We start from the raw sequence: 26,201 nt of genomic DNA on the forward strand, positions 1-26,201 counted from the left end.
TGCCTCGGGAGGCGGCCTGAGCCTTTTGCTAATCGGTCTAAACTACTGGCAAGCCGCAGCTTAGACCGGCCGGAAAAGATGCGGGGGACTGCGGGCGCATCAGGCGGAAAGCTGCCGCATTACCGTTACCCCGTAAATTCAAACGACACGGCGGCCATCGGGGTTCCGTTAACGAGAATGCGGACCTCGTGTTCACCGGCGTAATACGTGCGGGTAGTCAGAAGCTTGAACGAGTGTCGTTTGGCAAGGGGATGAGCGCCCGGTCCGAACGGTTTCTCGGTCAGCTTGAAACGTTTCGGCGCAAGCGTCCCGTTTTTCTTCCGGTACCCGATTTCATAATCCACCCGCAGGGCCTGTATGTCTTCCGATTCGTTCACAAGCCGGAATGTAAACGCCAGATCCTCTCCCTCGGCTATGCTTCGGGTTTTCACCTCCAGGGCATGAACCGAGATGCTTCGAATCTCTTCATACCCGAATAGGGAGAGCGCACGGGAATCGCCTTTTCTCAGCAGCGAGCGGCAGCCGTGCTTCACGATCCAATTGGTGGCCGGTGATTTCCCGTACCAGTCCTTGGCAAGCTTCAGCACGAGTTCGGGGTGGTCCTTGGATATGTCGTTGAGATTGTTGGCCACGCTCTTCCTCACGTATTCCGAAGGGTCCTCCTTCAGCGTTTCGAGAATCGGAAGAATCGGACGGGGGTCTTCCCGCAGGGCGGGCAGATTGGAAGCCCACGGCAGACGGGGTCTGCACCCTTCGCTGGCCAGACGCCGGATATGTTCGTTCTCGTGGCGCGCCCACTGCTTCATATGTTCCAGAGTGAGCACCGGTTCCCGCAGCAGAAAAGGACGGACGGCAAATTCGGAGCTGGAGTACGGAGTGAATGTTTGCAAAAATTCCATAGACAGCTCGTACGAACCGAGACCGTTAAGCTCGATGAAGTCGGGGAAGAACAAATACTCGACTCCCCTGCACTGCGGCGCGACGGCCTTCAGCACTTCCAGCGCTTCGGGATAAGAGGAAGGGAGCGTCTCGGTAAGCGAGCATGCAATATGCCGCATCCGCTGTTTGAATGCCTCCGTATCCCAGTTCCCGTCATAAATGGAGCCGCGGAAGCGGTCCCCGTCAAATGAGGGATATTTTTCTTTAACAAGGGTAATAAAACGGTCGAAAAAAGATGGACTATATAAATCTTTTAGCAGTTCCATGACTTGCCCCTTTCCTGATTCAACGGCCTGTAATCAACTTAACATGGAATGGTGACAAGGATTGTCAACGTTTGTGAGGTATACTAAAAGCAATTCTTGAAGCTGTCTGTAACCAAATCAAAAGCAAGGAGCCCAGGCCATTGTCCAAATCCCGAAGACAGATCGAACTGATGATTACGCTCAATACGAAGCGGAGGTTTACGGCAGGCGAACTGGCCCGGGAGTTCGGTGTTTCCAAAAGGACCATCCTCCGGGACCTGCAGGAGCTGACCGAAGCGGGTCTTCCCTTATATTCCGAGCCGGGAGCGGCCGGGGGATATCAGATGTTGAAAGAGAAGACGCTGCCGCCCATTTTATTTTCGGAAAATGAAGCGGTCGCGATGTTTTTCGCCTACCAGTCGCTGCGCGATTATGCCGACCTGCCTTTTCAGCCGGAATCGCTCTCCGCGTTGAAAAAGTTTACCCACTATCTCCCCGAAGAGACCCGGCAGCGGATTAACGGACTCCGGACGCGTTTCACGTTCTGGACCCCCCAGCGCCATGTGGAAGCGCCTCATCTGGCCGGACTTCTGGAACAGGCGGTGGAGCAGCGGATCATCCGGATCCGGTATGACGCCAATACGGATATCGTCACCAGAAAAATCCAGCCCATCGGCATCTATGCGACGAACGGCTTATGGTACTGTCCGGCCTACTGCTTCGAGCGCTCCGCGATCCGTGTGTTCCGCGTAGACCGGATCACCGCCATCGAGCCGGTGGAGGATCAGAGCGGCAAGCGGAACTATGACAAGCTTACCGTCCAAGAATACTTGTCGCTCTCTGATGAGGAGGGAGCCTCTCCTTTGCACGTTTTGCTCGATAAGGAAGGCGTCCGCCGGTGCAGCACGGAAACCTGGATGGCCGAAGGGTTAACCGTGTACGAGGACGGGACCGGAACGATCAGCCGGATGATCCGGCCGGACTTCATCCCTTGGACCGCCCGCTTTTTTGTGAGCTTCGGCAAGGAGGCACGGGTGGAGCAGCCGGCGGCTCTCGTAGCCGCCATCCGGGAGCTCATCGCGGAACTCAGCGTGCAGTATCCGGGTCCCGGCTGACGGCGGGCGGGCACCGCAAGCCGCCAGGAGCGGCAGCGCAGCGCGGCAGCCGCGCCTGGCGTCTGCTTCAGGCGCCCTGCCCCCTTCCGCAGATGTCGAAGGGGGCCGTGGGCGCGGAAATTGCCGCCTCCCCGGAGCGGAAGCTCTTCACGCGGAATTGCCCGGCGGAGAGCCGGCAGTTCAGTGCGGCCGGGTTAGCTTTTGCGCGCCGTTTTACGGATTTTGCCCAGTGGCTTGAAATAGGAAATCGCCGTCATGAAGACGAGCGCCCCGATGTTGGCGACCGCTCCTCCGAGCAGCCGGTAGGCGGTGTCGAGAAATTTGGCGTCGCCCAAAGCGGCCAGCCTCATTTCGTCCGCTGTGCGGAACAATTCCGAAAGCCACTGTCCCATGCAGGTGATGCCGAACACGATGAGGGAGACGGTCAGCACAAGCTTGATGAGAATCCAGTAGTATTTGAAAATCCCCCACTGGGTCCACAGAGAGAGGACAATGCCGGTAACGAGTGCAATCAGCGCGGGGTACCGGATCAGCGTGCTGTCGATGAGGTGCATGTTTTCCAGCGTGTAATACAGTTGTTCCCCCTGATCGGCATACAGCATATGACGGCTTAAGAGGAGCATGCACACCGCGCCTCCCAGCCATCCTACGATAGACAGCACATGCAGGACCACCACCCAATTTTTCTGTTTCATAGATAAACGGTAAGACATTGAAATCAGCCTCCATAGATAGAAATGAGAACGTTCTTAACCGATGCTACCGGGCAAATGTTGCGAACTTATGGAGAACTTCCGCAGAGACGGTGTTCTTTTCGTTCCCGTGGATGGAAGACTTGTATAATGGGGGAAAAGAGCAAAGCGAAGGGAGGCGCGTCCGGCATGACCGTGAAACTGCTGATCGTGGAAGATGAGGAAAAGATTTTAGCGCTGATGGAGACGTTTCTCCGTTCGGAAGGGTACACCCTGTATACGGCAAGGGACGGTGTCTCCGCCGTCGGACTTTATGCCGATCACCGGCCGGATCTTATCGTCCTGGACTGGATGCTGCCGGGCATGAGCGGTCTGGACGCCTGCCGGCGTTTCCGCGAGATGGGGGAGCCCGGCATCATTATGGTGACGGCGAAGACGGAGGAGACCGATAAGATCGTGGGCCTGGAGATGGGCGCCGACGACTACTTGACGAAGCCGTTCAGCCTGCGGGAGCTTGCGGCGCGAATCCGCTCTCTGCTGCGCCGGATGAACCGCCTGCCGGGCAGCGCTCCGCAGAGCGTGCTCCGCCGGGGAGAGCTGGCTATCCATGAGGAGAGCCTGCAGGTGTTCAAAGGCGGGCAGGAACTCCGCCTGACGCCGACGGAGTTCAGGCTGCTCCATCTGCTCGCCTCGAAGCCGGGGCGCGTCTACAGCCGGATGCAGCTGCTCCAGCATGCTTTCGAAGAGGAGTTCGTCATCGACGAGCGCACGGTGGATTCGCATATCAGCAAGCTCAGGAAGAAGATCGGCGACGATCCCGAGCAGCCGGTTTATATCCGGACTGTGTACGGCTTCGGATACCGGTTCGGAGCGGGCCATGAAAATTAGAGCGAAGCTGATGCTTTCCATGGGCATTCTTATCGCGTTTATCCTGTTCTCCCTGTTCGCGGTTACTCACATCCAGTTCTATATTATCCGCGATCTGGAATACATGCGGGAGAAGCCCGCTTTTACCGCCTTGAAAGAGAACTTTCAGCGCCATTATGCGGCTGGCGGAAACTCATGGGCCGGCGTCCGGGCGGAAGAGATGGACAGCGGCTCTTTTTTTCCCGAAATCGCGCTTGTCTCCGGAGGCAGCCTGGTCGTGCACAAAGGCCAGCTTCCTCTGAGGACGCTCCAGGACGAGGGATTTCCGCTCTTTCTGACGGATGCGGAGGGCAAAATCGGCACGCTGTTCGTCATGGACGCCAAGCAGTACAAAACGTACGAGTTCAAATCCATGTGGTACGGGATTTTTCCGGTCGTGGTCCGGGTATCGCTGCTGTTCACCTTCGTCGCGGCTCTTGTCATCAGCTTTTTTTTGTCCAGGAGATTCACCTCTCCCATACGCAAGCTTTTACAGGGCATCGATTCCATAAAAAAAGGCAGCGGCGGGGACGTCAAGCTTCCCGTTGCCCGCAAAGACGAATTCGGCGCCATCGCAAGGGCTCTGCAGGAGATGAACGACAGTCTCGCGAGCCTGGAGCGTTCCCGCAAGCAGATGTTGTCCGATGTGGCGCATGAGCTGAAAACGCCCCTGATGATTATGCAGGGAGAGCTGGAGCTCGCTCAGGAAATAGACGAACCCCTGAAACAGGAGAAAGTTTCTTCCCTGCTGGATGAAGTGCTCCGCTTGAACCGCCTGGTCCACGATGTGCTGGAGCTGTCCAGAATGGAGGCGGGGAGGGCGGAGCTGCGCCGGGAACCGGAAAATATCGGGGCGCTTCTTCAAGGCCTAATCGAAAAAACGCGGTATATCGCGGAGGATAAAAACATTCGCGTCCGGCTCCGGACGCCGGAAGAAGATATCTATGCGCCCGTGGAGAAGCATCGGATTCTTCAGGCGCTGTACAATATTCTGATCAACGCCCTGCACTACACCCCCGCCGGCGGTACGGTTAAAATCGGGGCCGGGACGGCGGTGCGGGAGGGACGGCTTGTTGTCCTTCTGACCGTCGAAGACAACGGAAGCGGAATCGCGTCCGAAGATCTTCCGCACATCTTTAACCGGTTCTACCGCGCCGACCATTCCCGGACCCGCCCGAGCGGAGGCACAGGTCTCGGTCTTGCCATCGCGGAGCAGAACATTCTGCTGCACGGCGGGAGCATCGGGGTGCAAAGCGAATCCGGCAAGGGAACGGTCTTCACTGTGCTTCTTCCCGTGTAGAAATCGTCCGTAGGCTTGCGAGTGCGTATGGTTGTCAGACGAAATCGGCGGTGCTACACTTTCCGTAGCGGTTTACAAACTTTACGGGTAAAGGATGTCAGTCTGAATGATACTTGTCAGTTCCTGCTTGGCCGGACTGGAATGCCGGTATAACGCGACACACAGTCTGGTGGAGAAGATTTCCGAATTAGTCGGCGAAGGCAAGGCCACGATGGTCTGTCCGGAGCTGCTGGGCGGGTTCACGACTCCGCGCGAACCGGCTGAAATTATCGGAGGCACGGGCGAGGATGTGCTGGCCGGCGGGGCGAAGGTGGTCGACCGGTCCGGGAACGATGTAACGGGGCTTTACGCGAGCGGAGCTTTTAAAACATTGGAGCTTGCCCGCAAGGTCGGCGCGACCGTAGTCGTGCTCAAAGAAAATAGCCCTTCCTGCGGCAGCCGGGCCATCTACAACGGGGCTTTTAACGGAACCAAAATTTCCGGCGAGGGAGTCACGGCGGCTTTGCTCCGCAAAGAAGGTTTCAAAGTGATCTCGGAGGATGAGCTGCTGGAGCATGGCCTGTCGGAATACGTGTCTGTTTAAGACAGAGAGAATATAAAAGCGGATCACGGAAGCAGCTTCGCATCTAGTGAACGGGGTGGCTTTCGGTCAGAAAGGCTCTATCATTTTCAACGACAACCGACTGCACCGGATGTTCGGGCGGATCAAGCAGGACCGGACGGATCTAACTTTACAAGCTGCTGATGTACGGGAAAGCTTAGAAGGGCAAGACGTGCAGTCTTACCCGCATGCCGGATAACTTCCTCAAAACCTTGACGGGCCTATATGCCTATCAAGGTTTTTTTCGCAGATTCATTTTTTGCCCGGAAGGCTATTATAAATAGAGACAGGTACACAGGGGCCAACTAAAGTCAGTGCCGCGGAGGAGAAAACTATGATCCTTTTTGAGAACGTCTCTAAACGTTACGCGGACGATACGGTAGCCGTAAACGATCTGAATCTGGAAATTAACGAAGGGGAATTTTTCGTGTTTATCGGGCCCAGCGGGTGCGGGAAAACGACGACGCTGAAAATGATCAACCGGCTTATCCCGCTGTCCGGGGGAACGCTGTGGATCAACGGGCGCAAAGTGAGCGAATACGACGTCCACGAGCTGCGCTGGAACATCGGTTATGTGCTTCAGCAGATCGCGCTGTTTCCGCATATGACGATCGAAGAGAATATCGCCATCGTGCCGGAAATGCGCAAATGGGACCGCGCGAAAATACGCGCCCGCGTAGACGAGCTGCTCGATATGGTGGGACTCGAGCCTGAGATCTACCGCTCCCGCAAGCCGAAGGAGCTGTCCGGGGGACAGCAGCAGCGGGTGGGAGTCGTCCGCGCCCTGGCCGCGGACCCGCAGATCGTGCTGATGGACGAACCGTTCAGCGCATTGGATCCGCTCAGCCGGGAGAAGCTTCAGAACGAGCTGCTGGAGCTTCAGCAGCGGATCAAGAAGACGATCGTGTTCGTCACGCACGATATGCAGGAAGCGATGAAGCTGGGTGACCGGATTTGCCTCATGAACGAAGGCGAGATCGTCCAGCTGGACACCCCGCAGGGATTTTTACAAACTCCCGCGAACGCGTTTGTCGAGCAATTCGTCGGCGGGCAGAAACCGCTCTTCGGCAGCCGGCTGACGCTGGAAGATGTGCTGCTGGAAATCGGTCCGTCCGATTTCCCGACCCATCCCGCGGCTATCGCGAAGGCGGAAGTGCCGCTGGAAGCGGCTCTGCAGCTGCTTGCCGATGAAGAGGTGCTCGCCGTCGAGAAGGCCGGCGTGATCGTAGGCTCCGTTTCGCGGCAGGCGCTGCTGAAGTTCATGGCCGGGCGGCTGAAGGAGGGGGCACGGACATGAATACGTTGGCCGAGATTTTCCGCGAGAGGCAGTCTCAGCTTCTCGGCGCCGTGGCGGACCATATTCTGCTGTCCGTCATCGCCTTGTTCTTCGCCGTCCTCCTATCGGTTCCGCTCGGCATTTACCTCACCCGGAAAACCCGCGGAGCGGAAGGCATTATCGGCATCGCGGCCGTTCTGCAGACGATTCCGTCGCTGGCGCTGCTCGGCATGCTTATTCCGCTGTTCGGAATCGGACGGGTGCCGGCGGTCATTGCGCTCGTTATATACGCGCTGCTTCCCATTCTCCGCAACACGTATACGGGAATCAAAGAGGTGGACGCCTCGCTGATCGAAGCGTCCAGAGCGATGGGGATGAACAGCCGCAGGCGCTTGTTCAAAGTGGAGCTGCCGCTCGCGCTTCCCGTCATTCTGGCCGGCATCCGGACGGCGACCGTGCTCATCATCAGCACGGCGACGCTGGCCGCCCTCATCGGAGCGGGCGGTCTCGGCGATCTCATCCTGCTCGGCATAGACCGCAACGATTCCGCTCTCATCATCCTCGGCGCGATTCCGGCGGCGCTGCTCGCCATCTTGTTCGACCTGCTGCTGAGAGCGTTCGAGCGCATGTCGTTCCGGCGCTTCGTGCCGGCAGCCGGGGCGGCCGTCCTGGTCGTGCTTCTGCTGCTGCTGATCCCGTACTTCACGGGCGGCAAGGACAAGAATCTCGTGATCGCTGGCAAGCTCGGCTCCGAACCGGAGATTCTCATCCAGATGTATAAGCAGCTCATCGAGCAGGACACGGATTTGAAGGTCGAGCTTAAGCCGGGCTTAGGGAAAACGTCGTTTGTTTTCAACGCGCTGAAGGCCGGCGAAATCGACATTTACCCGGAGTTTACGGGAACCGCCATCTCCGAGTTTTTGAAGGAAACACCGGTCAGCACCGACCGTAAGCAGGTGTACGAACAGGCGAAAGCCGGCATGCTGAGCAAATTCGGCATGGAAATGCTGACGCCGATGGCGTACAACAACACCTATGCGCTGGCTGTGCCCACACAGCTTGCGGAAGAGCAAGGGCTGAAGACCATATCCGATCTGCAAAACGTGCGGCAGACGATTAAGCCCGGCTTTACGCTGGAATTTTCCGACCGGGAAGACGGATACCGGGGCATTCAGAAGCTGTACGGTCTCCAGTTCGCGGACGTCAAGAAGATGGAGCCCAAAATCCGCTACCAGGCCGTACAGTCCGGCGATATCAATCTTGTGGACGCGTACTCCACCGACAGTGAACTGAAGCAGTATAATCTGACGATGCTGGAGGACGATAAGCATTTGTTCCCGCCGTATCAGGGCGCGCCCGTACTGCTCACGAAGACGCTGGAAGAGCACCCGGAACTGCGCGGGGTTCTGAACAAGCTGGGCGGGAAAATCGGCGACGACGAGATGCGCGAAATGAACTACAAGGTGAACGTTCAGGGAGTGTCGGCGGAACAGACCGCGAAGGATTATTTGATGGGGGCGGGTCTGCTGGGGAAATAGGCGAGGACTGCCGAATCGACGCTGCTTTTCGTCCGCCTTCTATGTGAATGGACTTGATTACGTAAAAAAACCTGCCGGAGCTGAAGCTTCGACAGGTTTTTTTTTATCGCATAAATGATAAAGGATGTTAATAAGTCCGGTCAGCTTTTCACGAGCTTCAGAAATTCGCGCATAAAACCGGGCAGATCCGGCCAGGCATGCCCGGAGACGAGGTTTCCGTCCACGTGCAGCGTTTCTTCCGTGTAATTCGCCCCGAGGCTCTCCACATCGAACCGGCAGGCTGTGTAGGCGGTCAGGGTGCGCCCCTCGAAATATTTGTTGTTTTTTAGAGCCGCAAGCACGAGAGCGGCATGACAGATAGCCCCGACCGGCTTGCCTTCTTCGAAGAAGTGGCCCACGATGCGGGGAATGTTCGGATCAAGCCGGATATATTCGGGCGCACGGCCGCCGGGGATGATCAGAGCGTCGAACTCGGCCGGATTGACCTCACCGAACGAAACGTGGGATTCGAGAAGGTAGCCGGGCTTTTCCGTGTAGGTGTCCCAGCCCTCGAAGTCGTGGATGACGGTTTTAAGCACTTTCTGCTGGGGAGACGCGAGAACCGCTTCATAGCCCTCTTCCAGCACGCGATAGTACGGATAATACACCTCTAAAGCTTCGACTGCATCGCCTGTAATGATCAGGATCTTTTTGGACATTGGATCACTCCTACAAGGATTTTAGGCTTGGATCACCCATATCCATATTTTGCATCGGGGGCAACTATCTGTAAAGAGGGCTGACTTAGGTTCTTGCAGGATCGGCGGCAAACCACGTAAGAATGCCGTCAAGCAAACCTCCCCGCAGGCGTGATACACTATGTTTAATAGTGGGTTTACTAACGGCGGTTAGTACTGGCGATGTACGAAAGGGGAAGCTTCAACATGAACAGACCGGCCAAAATTGCGGTCGCGGGAAGCATCAATATGGATCTGGTCGTTACGGCGGAACGTCTGCCGATTCCCGGCGAGACTGTACGGTCCGAACCGGCCGTGGCAAGATTCCGCCCGAAAGGACGAAGAATACCATGAAGCACGAATATGCCGACCGCATCGGCAAAGTGATCGCCTACATCGAGGAAAACAGCTCGCGCAAACTCGATCTGGACGCACTGGCGGGCGTATCGAATTTTTCCAAATACCATTTCTCCCGCATTTTTGCCGCCGTGACAGGCGTAACTCCGGCCGCTTACGTGACCCGCAAGCGGCTGGAGAACGCCGTCCGGCTTCTGAAGGATACCGACAGGACGGTGCTGGATATCGCGCATTCCTGCGGGTTTGAATCTTTATCGACTTTTAACGGCGTGTTCAAAAGGCGGCACGGGAAATCTCCGAGTGAACTCCGCAGAGAACTCCAAGACCGCAATTTTTCGTTAGGAGACCGCAAGAAGCGGGAAGAGCCCTCCTCCTCTTACGAGTATGATGAAAGTGCCGGTAACGTAAATCACTTTCTGAGGAGGATTTGGAGTATGAATGTTACGCTGAAAGAACTGTCGGATTTGGAAGTGGCCTTCGTTCGCCATACGGGAAGCTACCTGGAGACGGGGCGGGCCTGGGAGACGCTCGGGAGCTGGGCCGGCCGGAACGGACTCACCCCGGAGCGCCAGCAGTTCATCGGAATTTCGCTGGACGATCCGTCTCTCGTGGACGAATTTACCTGCCGCTACGATGCCTGCGTCACGCTGCCGCCCGATTTCGAGCGGGAAGGCCACACCGGGGTGAGCTTTAAAAAGCTGGAGGGCGGCTCGTACGGCCGGTACGCTTTTTACGATACCGTGGACAAGCTTGCCCTCGCTTACGCAAACTTGTACGGAAACTGGCTGCCGGGAAGCGGGTACGAAGCGGACGACAGGTACGCCCTGGAGTTCTGTATGAACGACCCGCTCCGGGACCCGGAAGGCAAAGCGAAGGTGGATCTGTATATTCCCGTACGGCCCAAAGATGAACTTATTCCGCTGTGAGAAGGTGTGGCATGAACATTCAAACTGTATTTGCGCAGCTTCCTGTTCTGGAATCCTCCAGGCTGGTGCTGAAAAAAATCGGAGAAGACAACCTCGACGAGGTGTTCGACATATACGACAACGAGGAAGTATTCCGGCACTGCGGCATTATCCCCAAGCATAACAAAGAGACGGTCCGTTCGATGATCGGCCATTTCGAGAGAGATTTCGGCAAAAAGTCGAGAATCAAATGGGGGATCTTCCGGAAAGAGGACGGCAGAATGACGGGAATCGCGGAGGCTTTCGATTTCAACCAGAAAGTCGATATGGTGACGATCGGCTATTTCCTGGCGGAAGATTGCTGGGGCATGGGAATCGCCACCGAAGCCGTCCGGCTGCTGACCGCCTATCTGTTTACGGAAGCGGAGGTAAACCGGATTCAGGCCGAGGTGATGCCGGCGAACGATGTTTCCAAGAAGGTGCTGATCAAGAACGGCTTCCGCAAAGAAGGAACGCTTCGGCAGGCCGCATTATGGTCGGGCAAAGGAATTGTCGATCTGGAAATCTACGCGATTTTAAAAGAAGACTACGACGCGGCACCGGATAAATAGAGGGGTTCCGGCATGTCAGGCACATTCGTTCAGGCGGATGTGCCTCTTTGTGTTTTTAACTTTTTATTTTATGAGGTAAAATAAACCTGACACAGCTTTTTAACAAAACGGCAGGAAGCGTTGGCGCAAAGCTCTGCCGGTCTTCAAAGGAGAGAGAAATGAAGGGAAAAGTAAAGTTTTTGATCGGCTGTTTAGTTGTTCTTGCGGCAATTGCCGTTGCGAGCCCCGGCATGGCTCTGAATATCGTCGTTTTCCTCTTGTCTTTCGCGGCCGCGGGCGGAGCCGCCCTTTTTGTGCACGAACTGGGTCATGTTCTGGGGGCGTTTATTACGGGCAGAAAAGTAATCAAATTCAGTCTGGGGCCCATTACCTTGTCCATTCCGCAGAAAAAGATCATTTTTTCTTGGAAGAACTTTTATTATGTCGGCAATGTGCTGGTGGATGTGGCCGATTTCAAGGATGAAGCTTCTTATGAGCGGAATAACAAGAAACAGTCGGTCATATTCATTCTTGGGCCTATTATGAGCCTGGTGACGGGTATTCTGGCCTTGACGCTGCTTAAAAACAGCTTCGACCATCTGGTCGTGACGCTGTTCGGTATTTTATCGCTGGCGATGGGCCTGGGTACGCTGATCTTCTCGGACGGCAGGCTTGCCAAAACGATTTCCGATCCGTACGAATCGCTTTATTATTATTGGAATATCTTATTTACCATTCCGCATGTGAAGGAAGAGAGCCTCAAATTTTTGCTGCTGAAATCGGAAACGTACCTGTTCGATAAATATATCGGCAACAAGAAGGGAATCACGGAGAAGTTTACAGATCTGTTTGTGCTGTATTATTCGAAATATTTCAGCCAGGTGATCGGCAGAGAACGAATCCATGCCATTGATTTTATGCCGTTTCTGATGGATGCTCTCCGCGATGAATCCGGGAGTAGACACAACAAAATGATCGTTTCCCACATTTTATGCGAGGAAGCGATGGGCTGGAGTCTGGCGGGCAGGCAGGATGAAGCGGAATCCTTGTACGCTTTTGTCCAGGAGCATGGGGTTACGGAGCCGATCACCCGGCTTAAAGTCGAGGCCGTCCTCAAACGATCCGTGGAGCTCGGCCGCGAATATGCGGCACAACGCAAAGCGCTTGTGCAGAACAACGTGTTTGATTATTACGAAGAAAAATGGTTGAAGGAACGGGGACTTCCCGGATTTAAGTAAGACCGGATAAAGCGCATGACAGAGGCTGCCCGCAAGGGCGGTCTTTTTGTATTTGCGAACGGGACGGCTCCTCCCTTTTTTCGACATGTTTTTTATTGGGCAGAGTGGGTAAAAATAAAAAGAATCTTTTTTAACCTGAATGAGGATAGGGGGAAACCAAGGATGGCACTGACACCCGAGCAGCGGATCACCCTTCATGGCTTTAATAACCTTACAAAGTCATTGAGTTTTAATATGTACGATATTTGTTATACCCGTACCCGGGAAGAGCGGCAGGCGTATCTCGAATATATCGACGAGCAGTACAATGCGGAGAGGCTGACGAAAATTTTAAATACCGTGTCCGACATCATCGGCGCCCACGTTCTGAATATCGCCAAGCAGGATTACGAGCCGCAGGGCTCCAGCGTGACGATGCTCGTATCGGAAGGACCGGTCGATACCGCTCCCACGGAATCGTTCGAGGAATCCCCGGGGCCCCTGCCGGAAGCCGTTGTGGCTCATCTCGATAAAAGCCACATCACGGTCCATACGTATCCGGAATATCATCCTGACGAAGGCATTTCCACGTTCCGTGCGGATATCGACGTCTCCACTTGCGGCGAAATTTCTCCGCTGAAGGCGCTGAACTATATGATCCATTCGTTCGACACGGATATTTTTACGATGGATTACCGGGTCCGCGGTTTTACGCGGGACATTAACGGCCATAAATTGTTTATCGACCACGAAATCAGCTCCATCCAGAACTATATTCCGCAGTCCATTAAGGATAAGTATCATATGATCGACGTGAACGTATACCAGGAAAATATTTTCCACACGAAATGTAAACTGCGTGAATTCGATCTTAACAACTATTTGTTCGGCTACACGAAGGACAAGCTGACTGCCGGGGAGCAGGAGGAAATAACGGAAAGCCTGACGCTGGAGATGGACGAAATCTTCTACGGCAAAAATATTTATGCCGCGACGCTTGAAGATGTAGAAGGCGGGGACAAGTGAAGTCTGACGCATACGCATGAGGCGAAAAAAATAAGACACGGGACCTGGAGATCCCGTGTCTTTGTTGTGCGGTTTACGTGCTTTCGCCGGGAAGCGGGGCAATGTTACTTGTCCCGCGCGGGAGGCGTACACACGCCGTCGGCGCAGGCTCCGTCAGCCGCGCCGCCTTCGTCGCCCAAAATCGTGAGAGGCTTGGATTCGCCGTACGCTTTCTCCAGAGCCTGCACGAAAACTTCAAGAGGCTGGGCGCCCGAAATGCCGTATTTGCGGTCGATCACGAAGAACGGAACGCCGGTGATGCCCAGCTCGGCGCCTTCCTGCTCGTCGGCGCGCACTTCGCTTGCATACTGGTCGCCCGCCAGCATTTGCTCGGCCGCGGCCTTGTCGAGTCCCACTTCCTCGGCAAGGGAAGCCAGCACGGCACGATCACCGAGATGGAGGGAATCCGTGAAGTAGGCTTTCAGCAGCCGTTCGGTCATCTCGTGCATTTTGCCGTGGGCGTTCGCGAAATGAGCCAGACGGTGCGCGTCGAACGTGTTCGTCAGGACGATCGTGTCCATGCGGTAGGTGAGCCCGACGGATTCCGCCTGCGCGACCACGTTGGCATTCATCGTTTTCGCCTGCTCGACGCTCATCCCGTATTTCTTGGAAAGCATGTCATGGACGCTGTGGCCGATGTCCCGGGGGGAGTTCGGGTCCAGCTCGAAACTGCGGTAAACCACTTCAAGCTCGTTCTTGAATGGAATTTGTTCAAGTGCCTGCTCGAACCGGCGTTTGCCGATATAACAGAACGGACACGCAAAATCGGACCAGATTTCAATTTTCATAGTAGGAAAACCTCCAAATTTCTATCTCTGACTGTTCGCACGAAGCAAACAGGGAGTTATTTGCAGTGGTTCATGTAATCATTATAGTTACAGTTTTGCCCGAAAGCAAGCCGCCATTCATTCCTTCTAAATCCAATCGAAACAGGCGGAATAGACAGATAAAAGGTGCGAAGGAAAAACAAGCGGCAAAACGCCCCTTGACAACATAAACTGTTATCAATAAAATAACAGTCAGGAAACAATCCTAGCAAGCTTTGGCTTTCCAAAAATCTCCGGTGAGGTATTCGGTGGAATCGGCATAGCGCCGATGTTTCCCTGCCGGATTTATATATTTCCAAAAGACATAGAGAAAGCTAACCTGTAACTTCGTTTGGATATAGAGGAGGAAAAAACCAGATGAACAGTAAATTCAAACCTTTATTCGAGAGTTTTTCTCTCTCCAGCGGTGTGGAGCTGGATAATCGGATCGTGCTGGCTCCGATGACGAACTTTTCGTCCCACGAGGACGGAACCGTCTCGGATGCGGAGATCGCCTACTATGAGCGCAGATCCAATGGAGCGGGTCTCGTCATTACGGCTTGCACGTACGTAACGCCTAACGGCAAAGGGTTTCCCGGCGAGTTCGCCGGCGACCGCGATGAGATGATCCCGAGCCTGACCCGTCTCGCTTCGGCAATCAAAGGGCAGGGCGCCAAAGCCATCCTGCAAATTTTCCACGGCGGCCGCAGCTGTCCGCCGGAGCTGGTGCCGAACGGCGAGATCGTAAGCGCAAGCGCCGTGGCGGAAGAGAAGGAAGGCAGTGTCGTGCCCAGAGCGCTGACGGATGCCGAGATCGAAGGCATTATCCGCGACTTCGGCGAAACGACCCGCCGCGCTATCGAAGCGGGCTATGACGGCGTCGAAATTCACGGAGCGAACGGCTATCTCATTCATCAATTCTTCTCCCCGCACTCGAACCGCCGCGACGACCGCTGGGGCGGAGACGTGAACAAGCGGATGACATTCCCGCTTGCAATCGTGGACGAAGTGAAGCGTATCGTGGCCGAGCATGCGAAACAACCGTTTGCCGTCGGTTACCGCTTCTCGCCGGAAGAAGCCGAGACACCCGGAATCTCCATGGATGATTCCATTCAGCTCGTAAATACGCTGGCCGACAAAGGTTTGGATTATATCCATGTTTCCCTGATGGATTTCTGGTCGGCTTCGAGAACGATGGACGATAACCGTCCGCGGATCGAGATTATCCTCGAAACCGTCGGCGGCAGAACGCCCGTGATGGGCGTAGGCTCCATTCATACGGCGGACGACGCACTGAAAGCGCTGGAGACCGGCGTGCCTCTGATCGCCCTGGGCCGCGAGCTGATCGTGGAACCGGACTGGGTCGGAAAAGTCGCGGACGGACACGAGTCGGAGATCAAGACGACGCTGACGAAAGACGATCAGGAGCGTCTGGTCATTCCCGACCCGCTGTGGAACGCGATCATAAATACACCGGGCTGGTTCCCTGTGGTTTAAGCGACTAGGCCGGCTGAGATGCGGCTGGCGTGAGCGGAAACCATAGACATACGCGAACGGAAACCATAGACATAAAAAGAAGAAGCCACGCTATACGCGGGCTTCTTCTTTTTATGCTTTTCCACGGTAGTAAAAAAATAAAATGAAAGACCGCCGGATTCCGGCGATTCAGTAAACGAATAAAAGCAGCGGGAATTCCGGTTGTTTATAACAGGAACCCGTCCGTTGTCCGTTGAGGAACTCCGGGGCACTTCCAGTGCTGACGGTTGCAGAACAAGGCTGCCGGGACGACGCTTCTCACGAGGGTAAGGCCAACAAGCTATGGAGACCCCTACAGTAGGCCGCATCTACACAGCGCTAGGTAGCGCTAAAAGCGCCAAACAGCAACCAAACAATAGCCGCATCACTTCCGTCAGGGCCCCGTTACCCGCGAAGCATCTTCAGATCGAACTCGGGCACCAGCCCTTCCTGCGCGGCCCGACCGAGCAGCGCTTCGATCGCTCCGTAGCCGTCTTCGCCGAGATCCGCCGTGAATGAATTCACGTACAGGTCGATATGCGCCTTGGCGACCTCGGGAGACATTTCCTGCGCATGCTGGAGCACATAAGCCTGAGACGCTTCCGGATGAGCCCACGCGTACTCCACGGAAGAGCGGATCCATCCCGCCACCGCCTGCAGATCCATCGAACGTTTCGCGATGATGGCGCCGAGCGGAATCGGGAGTCCCGTGTCGGACTCCCACCAGCTGCCGAGATCGGCCAGCAGACTGAGACCGTAGGACGGGTAAGTGAAGCGCGCCTCGTGAATGACGAGGCCCGCGTCGATCTTCCCGTCCCGCACGGCCGGCATGATCTCGTGGAAAGGCATCACGACGATCTCGCCGACGCCGCCCGGAACCTGCTGGGCGGCCCATAGCCGGAACAGCAGGTACGCGGTCGAGCGTTCGCTCGGGACGGCCACGCGCTTGCCGGAGAGGGACGCGGGATCGGCGGAGTCCCGGGACAGCACGAGCGGTCCGCAGCCTCTGCCGAGAGCGCCGCCGCAAGGAAGCAGGGCGTAGTCCGAGAGGACCCAGGGCAGGGCCGCGTAAGAGATTTTCATCACTTCGGGTCCGCCGGGCCTAGCGGCCAGGCCGTTGGTAATATCGATGTCGGCATACAGGACATCGAGCTCGGGTGCGCCCGGAACGAGTCCGTGCACCCAGGCGTGAAAGACGAACGTGTCGTTCGGACACGGGGAAAACGCGATTTTCATAACAGCACCTCCGGTAAGACTGAACTGGCTTTCTCCAGCATGGCGAGCGCTTCGGGAATTCGCCATGCCGCTTTGTTGCGCGGCCCCACCGCGTTGGAGACCGAGCGGAGCTCCAGGCACGGGATGCCGCGGGCGAGGGCGGCGCTTGCCGCGCCGAAGCCCTCCATGCCCTCGGCGGCGGCGCCGGGCACCCGCCCGGCAAGTTTCAGGGCGTGCTCCGCCGTGCCCGTCACGGTGGAGACGGTAAGCACAGGACCTGTGCTTACGGACAGCCCGGCGGCCGCCAGGGCTTCGGCGACGCGGCCGGCAAGCGCCGCGTCGACGGGCACGCGGGCCGAGCCGAAGCCGAGCTCGTCCAGGCTGAGGAAACCCCCGGGCGTCTCGGCGCCCAGATCGGCGGCGAGAATCTCGCTCGATACGACGAGCGAGCCCACCGCGGCCCGGCCCTCAAAGCCGCCTGCGATTCCGGCGGTTATGACGAGGTCGTATTCGGCGGCGGCGAGCGCCGCCGTTGTGGAGACAGCCGCGGCCACGGGCCCGACGCCCGCGAGCTCCACCCGGAAGCCGGGCGCTCCGGCCAGACCGCGGAGCACGGCGTCCCGCTCGGCTTCCACGGGCGTCATGATCAGGACGCGCTTGATGTGAGGCGTTCCTCCGGCAGGAAGCGGGGAAGAGGCCGAATAAAAATCAGGGCTCATTTGCAAGATCTCCTTTAAATGCTGATCCGGATAAGCTATATTATAAACCAATGCTTCGCGGTATAAAAACTTTAGCGCTAAACAAATTTTCCCCGTTACCAAATTTATCCGCATTTACGCGCGGATCGTGAAGGACTGGAACGTGGTTTTTCCGAACTAATAGCTAGTTGAATCCAATTCGTATCTTTCTTGTTCCATGGCAGCCGCATCTGCCGCACATCATCCCCAAGCTTACTCTTCAACGCATAAAGGAGACACACATCTTGAATGAATTTATCATCGGCGCTGTTGTATGCATCCTTCTTCTGACCGTCCAAATCCTTCTTATCCTTTACAAAAGAAATCTGGAAAAATGGAAACATCATGAAGAGCTTGTCAAAAAGTACGGCCTGCTATTGAAAATTATGCATACCGTGGATGTCGGCACTTGGTCGTACGATTACTCGTCCCGGCGCGTTCCTTTCACATCGGAAGCTCTACTCAAAATTACCGGCTATCGGCCTGAATATTTTGCTACCCAGCAAGCGTGGGAAAGAATTATCCATCCGGACGATTTTCAGCGGTACAAGGTAGCGTGCGCTAACGTCAGGCAGGGGATTTCCGATTACAGCGAGTACCGGATCGTTCACGCGACCGGCGAGATCCGGTGGGTACAGGTGCGAATGATTCCGACGCTGGATGAAACGGGCGGCCGGTTTGTCCGTTTGGACGGTGTGGTGCTGGATATTACGGCCCGTAAAGCGGCGGAGGAAGCACTGCTGAGAAGCGAGCAGCGCTACCGTTCTCTATTCGAACATCATTCGGATGTGATTGTGGAGCTGGATCTGCACGGGAAGGTTCTGGATATCAATTCGGCCGCCCTGGAAATTACGGGGAACGGGCGCAATATCGCGAACCCGCTGTCGCTTATCGAATTGTTCGGTTTGGACAGCCTGAAGCGAATATCGGTGTATTTCGAGCAGGTGGTGCAGGGAACGACCCAGACGTTTGAAATGACTTCTTACCATAAAGAAGACCGTATGTACCACTGGGATATAAAAATGGTGCCCGTGTATGTAAACGGCGCGGTTACGGGAATTTTTGTGCTGTGCCGGGACATCACTTCGCAGAAACGGACGGAGCAGTCGTTAAAAGAGAGCGAAGCTTTGTACCGTCTGATCGCGGAAAACATGACGGACCTCGTGGCCGTAATCGGTACGGACGGAAAGTTCCGCTATACGTCACCTTCCTACAAAGCGCGGCTAGGTTTGGACGGTGCGACCGAAGCGGGTTTGTCGCTGTGCGATATCATGCATCCCGAAGACGAGAAGATTCTCCGGCTTAAGCTGGAAGAAATGCCGGAATCGGCTTGCGTATGGACGGCGCGCTGCCGGCTTATTCATAGGAACGGTTCCGAGCTGCATTTCGACTGTGTGGCGAACCCTGTCCAAGGAGCCGGCGGCGAAGTCGAGAGCGTCATTGTCGTGTCCCGGGACATTACGGAGAGAGTCCGGATCGAACGGGAGCTGGTGGAGAGCGAAGAGCGCTACAGGCATCTGATCGAGCTGCTGCCCCAGCCCTTGACGATGATCCGCGACGAGCGGTTTATCTATACGAATCCCGCCGGGCTGGAGTTATTCGGCGCCGTGCAGCCCTGCGAGGTTATCGGCCGGAGCATTTACGAGTTCATGCATCCGGATTATGTGGAGCAGGCCCGCGGACGCGCGGTGGCGATGGCGCAGAAGAAATATGGCCCGGCGCTGGAGTACAAGATGGTCCGGCTGGACGGCGGGGTCATCGATGTGGAAGTGACGGGCATCTACGACGGCCTCACGAACTCGTCCTTGCATGTACATACGGATATTACCGCGCGCAAGGAGATGGAGCGGGCGCTCCGGGACAGCGAAGAGCGCTACCGCAGCCTTGTGGAGATGTCCCCGGTTTCGATCGCGCTTTATAAAGACGGGCAGGTCATCTATGCGAATCCGGCTGCGGTCCGGGTACTGGGGGCGGAATGTCCGGAGGAGATCATAGGCACGACGCCGCAGGACTGGATTCAGCCGGGCTCGCCTGTCGTGAGAGAAGATGTTATCCGCGAATTCGGAGTCAACGATCCTATCGACCTGGCGATTACCCGGCGCGACGGCAAGGTGGTCGATATGCTGGCGACCGCCATTTACGATGCCCGGTCGGAAGCGTTCCTCGTTTTCTTCGAGGATATTACGGTGCGCAAGCAGGCCGAAACGGCCTTGGAGGAAAGCGAGCGGCTCAGCCGCAATCTGGTGGAGCTGTCGCCGATTCCGACGATTCTGACCCGGGACCACAAATTCGAATACGTGAATCCGGCAGGGCTGGATCTGTTCGGAGCGGGAACGAGCTGCAGCCTCTTGGGCCGCCCGATTTACGATACCGTCCACCCGGATTATAGAGACAAGGTGCGGGCCCGCTTGCATACGGTTTACGAGAGCAAGGAAGCCACCCGCATTACGGAGAACAAAATGATCCGTCTGGACGGACGGATCATCGACGCCGAGATGGTTTCCATTCCCATCCCGTATATCGGCAGAGATGTCGCCATGACGGTCATCCGGGATATAAGCGAACAGAAGAAGGCGGAAATGGACCGGGAATATGCGGAACAGATTGTCCGCGAGAGCAAGGACCGCTATTATATGCTGCAAACGAGTCTGGACCGCTTCTCAAGCGATTTATTCGGGCTTATGAATGTACAGGAGCTGGACCGGAGGCTCATTCAGGAAGTGCGGGAAATGATCCGCACGGAGAAGATCAGTCTCGTTGAGGTGGACAAGCAGAACAAGATTACGGTCAAAAACGGCAGCCCGGACATTCCCCAGCACGTCTGGGAGGAGATAGTCGAAGGCTGTTCCGACCCGCTGCCAGTCTGCGAAATTATCGACACGCCGGACGGCCATTTGATCCGCATCGGGGAAATAAAAGGGAAAAGCTATCTGCTCTGCATCGGGGAAAAACCCCCTTCACTCGGGTTTCAATCCAAAAGGGTATGGATCAAAACGATTGCCCGCTACGCGAGTGTCCTGTACGACAATTTCAGAGTCATCGAAGATCTGACTCAGGAGCTTCGCGAGCTGGCGACCCGCCAAAAGACGCCTTCCTGGCTGATCCGGCTTTTGTTCAATTTGTCCGAGAATGAAAGCAAGCGTCTTTCCCAGGATTTGCACGACGGGGCTTTGCAGGAGCAGATCATCTGGTACCGCAAGCTGGACGAGATCTCGTCGGACGACGAGGTTCCGCCGGTCCTGCGCGAGAAGCTGGCTCAGATTACACAGGGGCTGCTCGACGTTATTTATCAGATCCGCATCACGTGCAACGAATTGAGGCCGCCGATGCTCAAGGAAGAGGGGCTCGTGGCTTCTCTGGAGGCCCTGTTCGAATTTACTCAATTGCGGAGCGACTATTCGATTGCTTTTGACTACACGGCTTTTCACGGCTCCCTGCACGACGACGATTTGCTGATTGGGTTGTATCGAATTGTACAGGAGCTTCTGGCCAACGCGACGAAACATTCTAACGCAGCGAAAGTTCAATTCAAGTTGTCGGCTCACTCCGACCGGATTCATTTGAGTTATGAGGATAACGGAATCGGTATGGATGTTAGCGGAATGGTGGAGTCCTTTAACAGTATGGGAGTTTACGGTATTAAAGAAAGGGTTCGCAGCATGGATGGCGACGTTGAGTTTTACTCCTCCCCGAACAATGGGCTCGCCGTTTTCATTAACGTACCGGTGAAACAGAATCAGAAATTCGAAATCAGAAATTGGAGTGTTAGGGATAACGATGATTGAAATCTTATTGGTCGACGACCACCCTTCCGTCATGGAAGGGACGAAAATGCTGCTGGAGCAGGATACCAATATGAAAGTCTCCTTGGCCTATACGGCCAAAGAAGCGATGGAACTGGCGGTTGCCCGGCGTTTCGATGTGATGCTGATCGATCTGCACATGCCTACGATGAACGGAATCGATCTGGCCAAACAAATTCTCAACCTTATTCCGGACGCCGTCATCCTCATTTACACCGGCTTTGAATTCAACAATCATTTCAATCTGATGATTGAAGCCGGGATTTCCGGTTTTGTCCTCAAAACGGCAAACAAGGAACAGCTCGTAACGGCTGTGAGGTGCGCTCTCAGGGGTGAAGCGGTGCTGCCTTTGTCCCTGGTCAAACACTTGAGGCGGACGACGGGCAGCCAGTTTGCGGAATCGGCAAGCGGCAATCCGGAAACGCAGGCGGTCAGCTCCAAGGAATACGAGATCTTGAAAGAGATTGCGAGAGGAAGAAGCAACAAGGAAATCGCCGCCTCCGTCCTGATGAGCCAGCGCTCGCTGGAGTACTGTTTGACGAACCTGTTTCACAAGCTTAACGTGAAATCACGGATCGAAGCGGCCATGAAAGCGAAGCAGTTGGGTCTCCTGTCCGACGAAGATTTTCCGAAAATGGCCTGATAAAAAATTTATCAAGTTCGACATAAACTCATCCGTACACAGCCGTGGTACGGTTTTTTTGTCTGTTTATTACCATTAAACCGACAGGAATTTACAAGTTTCCGCAATATTTTTGCGGGTTCCCGCAAAGTTTTTTCGGTTACCATCGTTCTTTTGCGGTTTATGATTAAAGCATCTTTTAGGTCTTTTAACCTATGCCGGATTGCTCAAATTTTTAGCGCTCCCCTAGGGTGGAGAATGCGAGTTTGCGGGTAAGTGCCCGTCTCTAACTGCGGGCCGCGGGCGTTTCACAGCGAGGGTCCCGGTCCCAGATCATTTTATACACATAAAGGGTGGATGATTGAAGTGCAGAATCCAAACGGAATTCAAGATTTACTGAACAGTACCATTGCATCGATGAGCCAGGTTTTTCCCATCCCCATCGACACGAAGCCGCCCAGTTTGGTGCAAAATGCGGTCATCCAGGGCGAGATCGGGGTGTTGATCGGGATTGTCGGTGATGTCGAAGGGAGACTGGTGATCGAAGGAGATATGCAAACGTTCGGTAAACTGGGACAATCCATGTTTGGCATGCCTCTTGAAGGTGAAATGCTCCATAGTTTTGTAGGTGAAATGGCGAATATGATTGCCGGAAATACATCGGCCATCGTTTATCAGAAAGGGCACAAAATCGATATTACCCCGCCCACGGTCATGGTAGGTCAAATGCAGCTTTACGGATTTGAGAAGGGGATTTCAATAGCGGTTTCCCTCCAGGAAGTCGGAACCATCCATATGATCCTTCTTCTGCAGAAAACCGAAGCCGCTTAAGGATATAAGCAACTAATCAAGAATATAAGGTGGGGAAACGCGTGGAAAAAACGAGAGCTATACGAGCGTTGTGGGACAATTCCAGAAGAAGAACCGATTACAATCCAGAACGAAACGAGGGAAAATTGACGAGCGAAGAAATAGACGACATTCTGAACGATCTGGAGGCCGAGCTCAAAGTGATTGAAGGACGCAAAGGCAGGAGGTATGGACGATGAAATGGTACCGCAATCTGAAAACCTCGGCAAAGCTGGTTTCGGCATTTGTGTTCATCGCGATTCTGCTTGTATTTACGGGTTTTTTCGGACTTTTTAATATGAGCAAACTTAACAACAGCCTAAGCAGCATGTATGAGAATAACCTGGTTCCGCTCCGGGTCGTTTCGGACGCTTCCTTTTACTATCAATTGATAAGAACGGACCTCCGGGATATGAACGATTTGGCGGAAACACCGGCTCAGAAAGACGAGTACAAGAAAAAAATCGACGAGAACGTGAAGAAAATCAGTGAAAAAATAGCAGTTTACGAGAAAACCGATATAACTCAGAAGGAAAAAGATTTGCTCCAGTCTTTTCATTCCGTATGGGAGAGCTACCAGAAGCAGCTGGATGAAGCCGTCAAAGTCGATTACGGCGATGACCGGGAAGCATTTAAAGCCCTGCTCGCGAGCGGAAGCTTCAAGACCAAAGGCGATGAGGTCATGAAGTTTTTCGATGACATGTTCGAGATTAACGTGAAGCTGGCGGAAGAGCGTAATGCCGAAGGCGCCGCCTTGTACAAAAGCTCCAGCAACGTGACCTTCGGGGTGATGATCGCGGCCTTCCTGATCTCCATCGGACTGGGGTATGCGATCGCGCGGATTATTTCCCGGCCGCTTAATCAGGTGGTCGGTCTGGTCGGTAAAGTATCGGCAGGCGATTTGACCGAAGTCACGGACATCGACACCCGCGACGAAATCGGGCAGTTGGCCAAATCCGTGAACGAAATGGTTTACAGCCTGCGAAGCACCGTAGGCGGCATTCTGGCGTCGGCCGAGAGCGTGTCGGCGGCGGCCGAGCAGATTTCGGCGAGCACGCAGGAAATCGCGAGCGGAAGCGTCAGCCAGGCGGGCGCCGCACAAACCATCCACGAGCTGTTCAAGGAGCTGTCGACCGCGATTACGTCGGTTGCGACCAGCGCCGAACAAGCCTCGGGGGTATCGTCGGATGCGCTGAATATCGCCCAGCAGGGCGGCAAGATCGTGAACTCGTCCATCGAGAGTATGAACCAGGTCAATGAGCAGGTGTCCAGACTCGAAGAGGATTCCAACAAAATCGGAGAGATTATCGAAGTGATTGACGATATCGCCGAGCAGACCAATCTGCTTGCCTTGAATGCGGCCATCGAAGCGGCGCGTGCAGGGGACCAGGGACGCGGGTTCGCGGTCGTCGCGGATGAAGTACGGAAACTCGCCGAGCGGAGCGGGGAAGCGACGAAGCAGATAACCGCGATCATCAAAGGCATGCAGGAGAACACGCGCCAGAGCGTCAAAGCGGTCGGCGACGGTGTGGTCCTGTCCCGCCAGACGGGCGAATCGTTCCATCATATTATCGGCATGGTGAACGAGTCGGCCAACAAGGTGATGGAGATTGCCGCGGCAAGCGAGCAGCAGGCGGCGCAGTCCACCGAGGTTATGTCGTCGATCGAGAGCATCTCCGCCGTAACCGAGCAGTCGGCGGCAAGCAGCGAAGAGACGGCCTCGACGGCTCAGTCGCTCGCCGGATTGGCGGAAGAGCTTAACCGGACGGTAGCGGTGTTTAAAATCAGCAAATCCGCCTAGCGAGGCAGGGACCCCAGTCAGCCTGATTGGGGTTATTCTTTCAACGGCGGGAGCCGGATTCCGTATGAACGACAGGGAGGACCTTTTTATGCAGGGAAGCGGGCAAGAGCAATATGTGGCGTTCGGCATCAACCGGGAGCAGTACGCCATCCGGATTTACGATATTCACGAAATTATTAAAATGCAGGCCGTAACGGCCATCCCTAATGTAAAGCCCTATGTAAAAGGGGTGATCAATCTGAGAGGGCGGATCGTCCCAGTCATCTCCCTTCGGACCTTGTTCGGAATGGAAGAAGCGGAGCCGACGAAGGCGTCCCGTATTGTTGTGGTTCATCATCTGGAGGATACCGTCGGGATTATGGTGGATTATGTGAGCAAAGTGACGACCTTCACGGACATTCAGCCTCCTCCGGAGCGCGTGGGCGGTGTGCAGGGCGGATTTTTTACGGGAATCGGTCTTGCGGACAGCGGCCTGGCCGGGATATTGAAACTGGACGAAGTTCTGCTTCACGAATAGGAGTTGACGGGTATGTTGTCCGAGTATAAGGAGATCTTTCTGGAGGAGCTGGAGGAACAGCTTCAGGTCATGGACGGGGAGATTCTGAAGCTGGAGCAGTCCGGTGAGTCCGGGATCGTCATTCAAAGCCTGTTCCGGGCCGCTCATACGATCAAAGGATCGTCGGCGGCGATGGGCTTCGAGGAGATGAAGCAGTTAACCCACGAGATGGAACATTTGCTGGACCGGGTTAGAAGCGGTCAGCTTGCCGTATCCGGCGCTTTGATCGATCTTCTGTTTACCGCGCTGGATATTCTTAAGCAGCTTAAGCACGACATCGTGGGCGGGGAGTCGTCATCCGCAGATATTTCGGACTGTGTCCGGGCGCTGAGGAACTTCGGTGAAGATCAGGACCTGGACGGAGATAGGCCGGATGCGGAGGAAATGCCCGCTCATCGCGGTAAACCGTCTCTATCGCTCGATTTGCGGTTAAGGGTGCAGGAACGGATGGAACTCGGTCAAAAGCTGTTCTGGGTGGACATCCGGATTGCTTCCGAATGCCTGATCCGCGGAGCCCGGGCGTACGTTATTCATTCGGCGCTGAATGAGTACGGCGACGTGTTATTGGCCGATCCGGAACCGGAAGGTCTGAACGAGGAGGGTCCCGGGGACCTGCTTTTCCTGTATGCAGGAAATCAGTCTCGGGAGGAACTGCAGGCATTCGCGGACGGCCTGATGGAGGTCGAGCGGGCCGTGGTGGAGCCGCTTGCGCAAGAGGAAGCCGCGGTAAGCGGAGCCGGGGCCGCAGAGCGTGCAGCGGGCAGCGCTGCGGGCGCCGGAGAAAGCGCGGCGCCGGACGCGGCAGGCACGGCAGGCCCTGCGTGGAGCGCGCCGG

25 protein-coding genes are annotated in these 26,201 nt (G+C 55.4%); 19 read left to right on the forward strand and 6 right to left on the reverse strand.

The features are described 5' to 3' along the window. Positions 1-125 precede the first annotated feature (125 nt). Positions 126-1,205 (reverse strand): DNA alkylation repair protein, encoded by a 1,080-nt coding sequence (locus tag PCH01S_RS27770; protein ID WP_042235406.1) that lies wholly within the window; start codon positions 1,203-1,205, stop codon positions 126-128. A 140-nt stretch (positions 1,206-1,345) separates the two neighbouring features. Between PCH01S_RS27770 and PCH01S_RS27775 the strand changes: the two genes are divergently transcribed. Further along, entirely contained in the window at positions 1,346-2,299 is a 954-nt protein-coding gene (locus tag PCH01S_RS27775) for a helix-turn-helix transcriptional regulator (protein WP_042235408.1), read from the forward strand. Positions 2,300-2,493: 194 nt separating this feature from the next. Here the strand turns inward: PCH01S_RS27775 and PCH01S_RS31555 are convergent, their stop codons facing one another. Beyond that, complete coding sequence (locus tag PCH01S_RS31555) at positions 2,494-3,012, reverse strand: CopD family protein (RefSeq protein ID WP_084706692.1); 519 nt, start codon at positions 3,010-3,012, stop codon at positions 2,494-2,496. 168 nt (positions 3,013-3,180) lie between these two features. Between PCH01S_RS31555 and PCH01S_RS27785 the strand changes: the two genes are divergently transcribed. The 5 genes from PCH01S_RS27785 (at position 3,181) to opuFB (ending at position 8,612) form a co-directional block, all read left to right on the forward strand. Then, positions 3,181-3,879 carry a response regulator gene (locus PCH01S_RS27785; protein WP_042235453.1) on the forward strand — a complete coding sequence of 233 codons (699 nt, stop codon included), beginning with the start codon at positions 3,181-3,183 and terminating at the stop codon, positions 3,877-3,879. Continuing rightward, positions 3,869-5,197, forward strand: a complete 1,329-nt coding sequence (locus tag PCH01S_RS27790; protein ID WP_042235410.1) for a sensor histidine kinase — start codon at positions 3,869-3,871, stop codon at positions 5,195-5,197. The genes PCH01S_RS27785 and PCH01S_RS27790 overlap by 11 nt, the downstream gene beginning before the upstream one ends. Before the next feature lie 106 nt (positions 5,198-5,303). Next, positions 5,304-5,780 (forward strand): 2-thiouracil desulfurase family protein, encoded by a 477-nt coding sequence (locus PCH01S_RS27795; RefSeq protein ID WP_042235412.1) that lies wholly within the window; start codon positions 5,304-5,306, stop codon positions 5,778-5,780. Positions 5,781-6,132: 352 nt separating this feature from the next. Further along, positions 6,133-7,095: an ABC transporter ATP-binding protein gene (locus tag PCH01S_RS27800; RefSeq protein WP_042235414.1), complete on the forward strand. Its 963-nt coding sequence runs from the start codon at positions 6,133-6,135 to the stop codon at positions 7,093-7,095. After that, positions 7,092-8,612 (forward strand): osmoprotectant update ABC transporter permease/substrate-binding subunit OpuFB, encoded by a 1,521-nt coding sequence (gene opuFB, locus PCH01S_RS27805; protein ID WP_042235416.1) that lies wholly within the window; start codon positions 7,092-7,094, stop codon positions 8,610-8,612. Before PCH01S_RS27800 ends, opuFB begins: the two co-directional genes overlap by 4 nt. A gap of 140 nt (positions 8,613-8,752) precedes the next feature. On the opposite strand, the gene PCH01S_RS27810 is transcribed toward opuFB, so the two are convergent. Continuing rightward, the gene (locus PCH01S_RS27810; protein ID WP_042235419.1) at positions 8,753-9,310 is read right to left on the reverse strand and encodes a DJ-1/PfpI family protein; all 558 of its coding nucleotides are present in this window, start codon (positions 9,308-9,310) and stop codon (positions 8,753-8,755) included. A gap of 225 nt (positions 9,311-9,535) precedes the next feature. Here PCH01S_RS27810 and PCH01S_RS31560 point away from each other — a divergent pair, with 225 nt between their 5' ends. The 5 genes from PCH01S_RS31560 (at position 9,536) to speD (ending at position 13,423) form a co-directional block, all read left to right on the forward strand. Further along, positions 9,536-9,682 carry a hypothetical protein gene (locus PCH01S_RS31560; protein WP_156972873.1) on the forward strand — a complete coding sequence of 49 codons (147 nt, stop codon included), beginning with the start codon at positions 9,536-9,538 and terminating at the stop codon, positions 9,680-9,682. Then, positions 9,679-10,611 carry an AraC family transcriptional regulator gene (locus PCH01S_RS27815; protein WP_042235421.1) on the forward strand — a complete coding sequence of 311 codons (933 nt, stop codon included), beginning with the start codon at positions 9,679-9,681 and terminating at the stop codon, positions 10,609-10,611. The genes PCH01S_RS31560 and PCH01S_RS27815 overlap by 4 nt, the downstream gene beginning before the upstream one ends. Before the next feature lie 11 nt (positions 10,612-10,622). Further along, on the forward strand, positions 10,623-11,201 hold the full coding sequence (locus PCH01S_RS27820; RefSeq protein WP_042235423.1) for a GNAT family N-acetyltransferase: 579 nt from the start codon (positions 10,623-10,625) through the stop codon (positions 11,199-11,201). A 158-nt stretch (positions 11,202-11,359) separates the two neighbouring features. Beyond that, positions 11,360-12,418 (forward strand): site-2 protease family protein, encoded by a 1,059-nt coding sequence (locus PCH01S_RS27825; RefSeq protein WP_042235425.1) that lies wholly within the window; start codon positions 11,360-11,362, stop codon positions 12,416-12,418. 162 nt (positions 12,419-12,580) lie between these two features. Next, positions 12,581-13,423 carry an adenosylmethionine decarboxylase gene (gene speD / locus PCH01S_RS27830; protein ID WP_042235427.1) on the forward strand — a complete coding sequence of 281 codons (843 nt, stop codon included), beginning with the start codon at positions 12,581-12,583 and terminating at the stop codon, positions 13,421-13,423. Between the two features lie 104 nt (positions 13,424-13,527). On the opposite strand, the gene PCH01S_RS27835 is transcribed toward speD, so the two are convergent. Beyond that, a complete protein-coding gene (locus tag PCH01S_RS27835) occupies positions 13,528-14,250 on the reverse strand; it encodes a DsbA family oxidoreductase (protein WP_042235428.1) in 723 nt (240 codons plus the stop codon). A 396-nt stretch (positions 14,251-14,646) separates the two neighbouring features. Here PCH01S_RS27835 and PCH01S_RS27840 point away from each other — a divergent pair, with 396 nt between their 5' ends. After that, complete coding sequence (locus tag PCH01S_RS27840) at positions 14,647-15,765, forward strand: NADH-dependent flavin oxidoreductase (protein WP_042235431.1); 1,119 nt, start codon at positions 14,647-14,649, stop codon at positions 15,763-15,765. A gap of 423 nt (positions 15,766-16,188) precedes the next feature. Here PCH01S_RS27840 and PCH01S_RS27845 read toward each other — a convergent pair whose 3' ends face one another. Together PCH01S_RS27845 and PCH01S_RS27850 are read right to left on the reverse strand one after the other, a co-directional pair. After that, the gene (locus PCH01S_RS27845; protein ID WP_042235433.1) at positions 16,189-17,019 is read right to left on the reverse strand and encodes a 1,4-dihydroxy-6-naphthoate synthase; all 831 of its coding nucleotides are present in this window, start codon (positions 17,017-17,019) and stop codon (positions 16,189-16,191) included. Continuing rightward, complete coding sequence (locus PCH01S_RS27850; RefSeq protein ID WP_042235435.1) at positions 17,016-17,717, reverse strand: futalosine hydrolase; 702 nt, start codon at positions 17,715-17,717, stop codon at positions 17,016-17,018. Before PCH01S_RS27850 ends, PCH01S_RS27845 begins: the two co-directional genes overlap by 4 nt. A gap of 263 nt (positions 17,718-17,980) precedes the next feature. On the opposite strand from PCH01S_RS27850, the gene PCH01S_RS27855 reads away from it, so the two are divergent. From PCH01S_RS27855 to PCH01S_RS27880, 7 genes are all read left to right on the forward strand, one after another. Next, the gene (locus PCH01S_RS27855; protein WP_042235437.1) at positions 17,981-21,520 is read left to right on the forward strand and encodes a PAS domain-containing sensor histidine kinase; all 3,540 of its coding nucleotides are present in this window, start codon (positions 17,981-17,983) and stop codon (positions 21,518-21,520) included. Continuing rightward, positions 21,513-22,181 (forward strand): response regulator transcription factor, encoded by a 669-nt coding sequence (locus PCH01S_RS27860; RefSeq protein WP_042235439.1) that lies wholly within the window; start codon positions 21,513-21,515, stop codon positions 22,179-22,181. The genes PCH01S_RS27855 and PCH01S_RS27860 overlap by 8 nt, the downstream gene beginning before the upstream one ends. A gap of 345 nt (positions 22,182-22,526) precedes the next feature. Beyond that, positions 22,527-22,991 carry a chemotaxis protein CheX gene (locus PCH01S_RS27865; RefSeq protein WP_042235442.1) on the forward strand — a complete coding sequence of 155 codons (465 nt, stop codon included), beginning with the start codon at positions 22,527-22,529 and terminating at the stop codon, positions 22,989-22,991. Between the two features lie 41 nt (positions 22,992-23,032). Then, positions 23,033-23,209, forward strand: a complete 177-nt coding sequence (locus PCH01S_RS31015; protein WP_164977157.1) for a hypothetical protein — start codon at positions 23,033-23,035, stop codon at positions 23,207-23,209. Further along, positions 23,206-24,810, forward strand: a complete 1,605-nt coding sequence (locus tag PCH01S_RS27870; protein ID WP_042235444.1) for a methyl-accepting chemotaxis protein — start codon at positions 23,206-23,208, stop codon at positions 24,808-24,810. The genes PCH01S_RS31015 and PCH01S_RS27870 overlap by 4 nt, the downstream gene beginning before the upstream one ends. A gap of 64 nt (positions 24,811-24,874) precedes the next feature. Continuing rightward, on the forward strand, positions 24,875-25,327 hold the full coding sequence (locus PCH01S_RS27875) for a chemotaxis protein CheW (protein ID WP_241688740.1): 453 nt from the start codon (positions 24,875-24,877) through the stop codon (positions 25,325-25,327). Between the two features lie 12 nt (positions 25,328-25,339). Next, the coding region (locus PCH01S_RS27880) for an Hpt domain-containing protein (RefSeq protein ID WP_042235447.1) at positions 25,340-26,201 on the forward strand (862 nt) is incomplete at its 3' end.

It is taken from the genome of Paenibacillus chitinolyticus NBRC 15660 (assembly GCF_000739915.1).
GTDB lineage: Bacteria > Bacillota > Bacilli > Paenibacillales > NBRC-103111 > Paenibacillus_F > Paenibacillus_F chitinolyticus.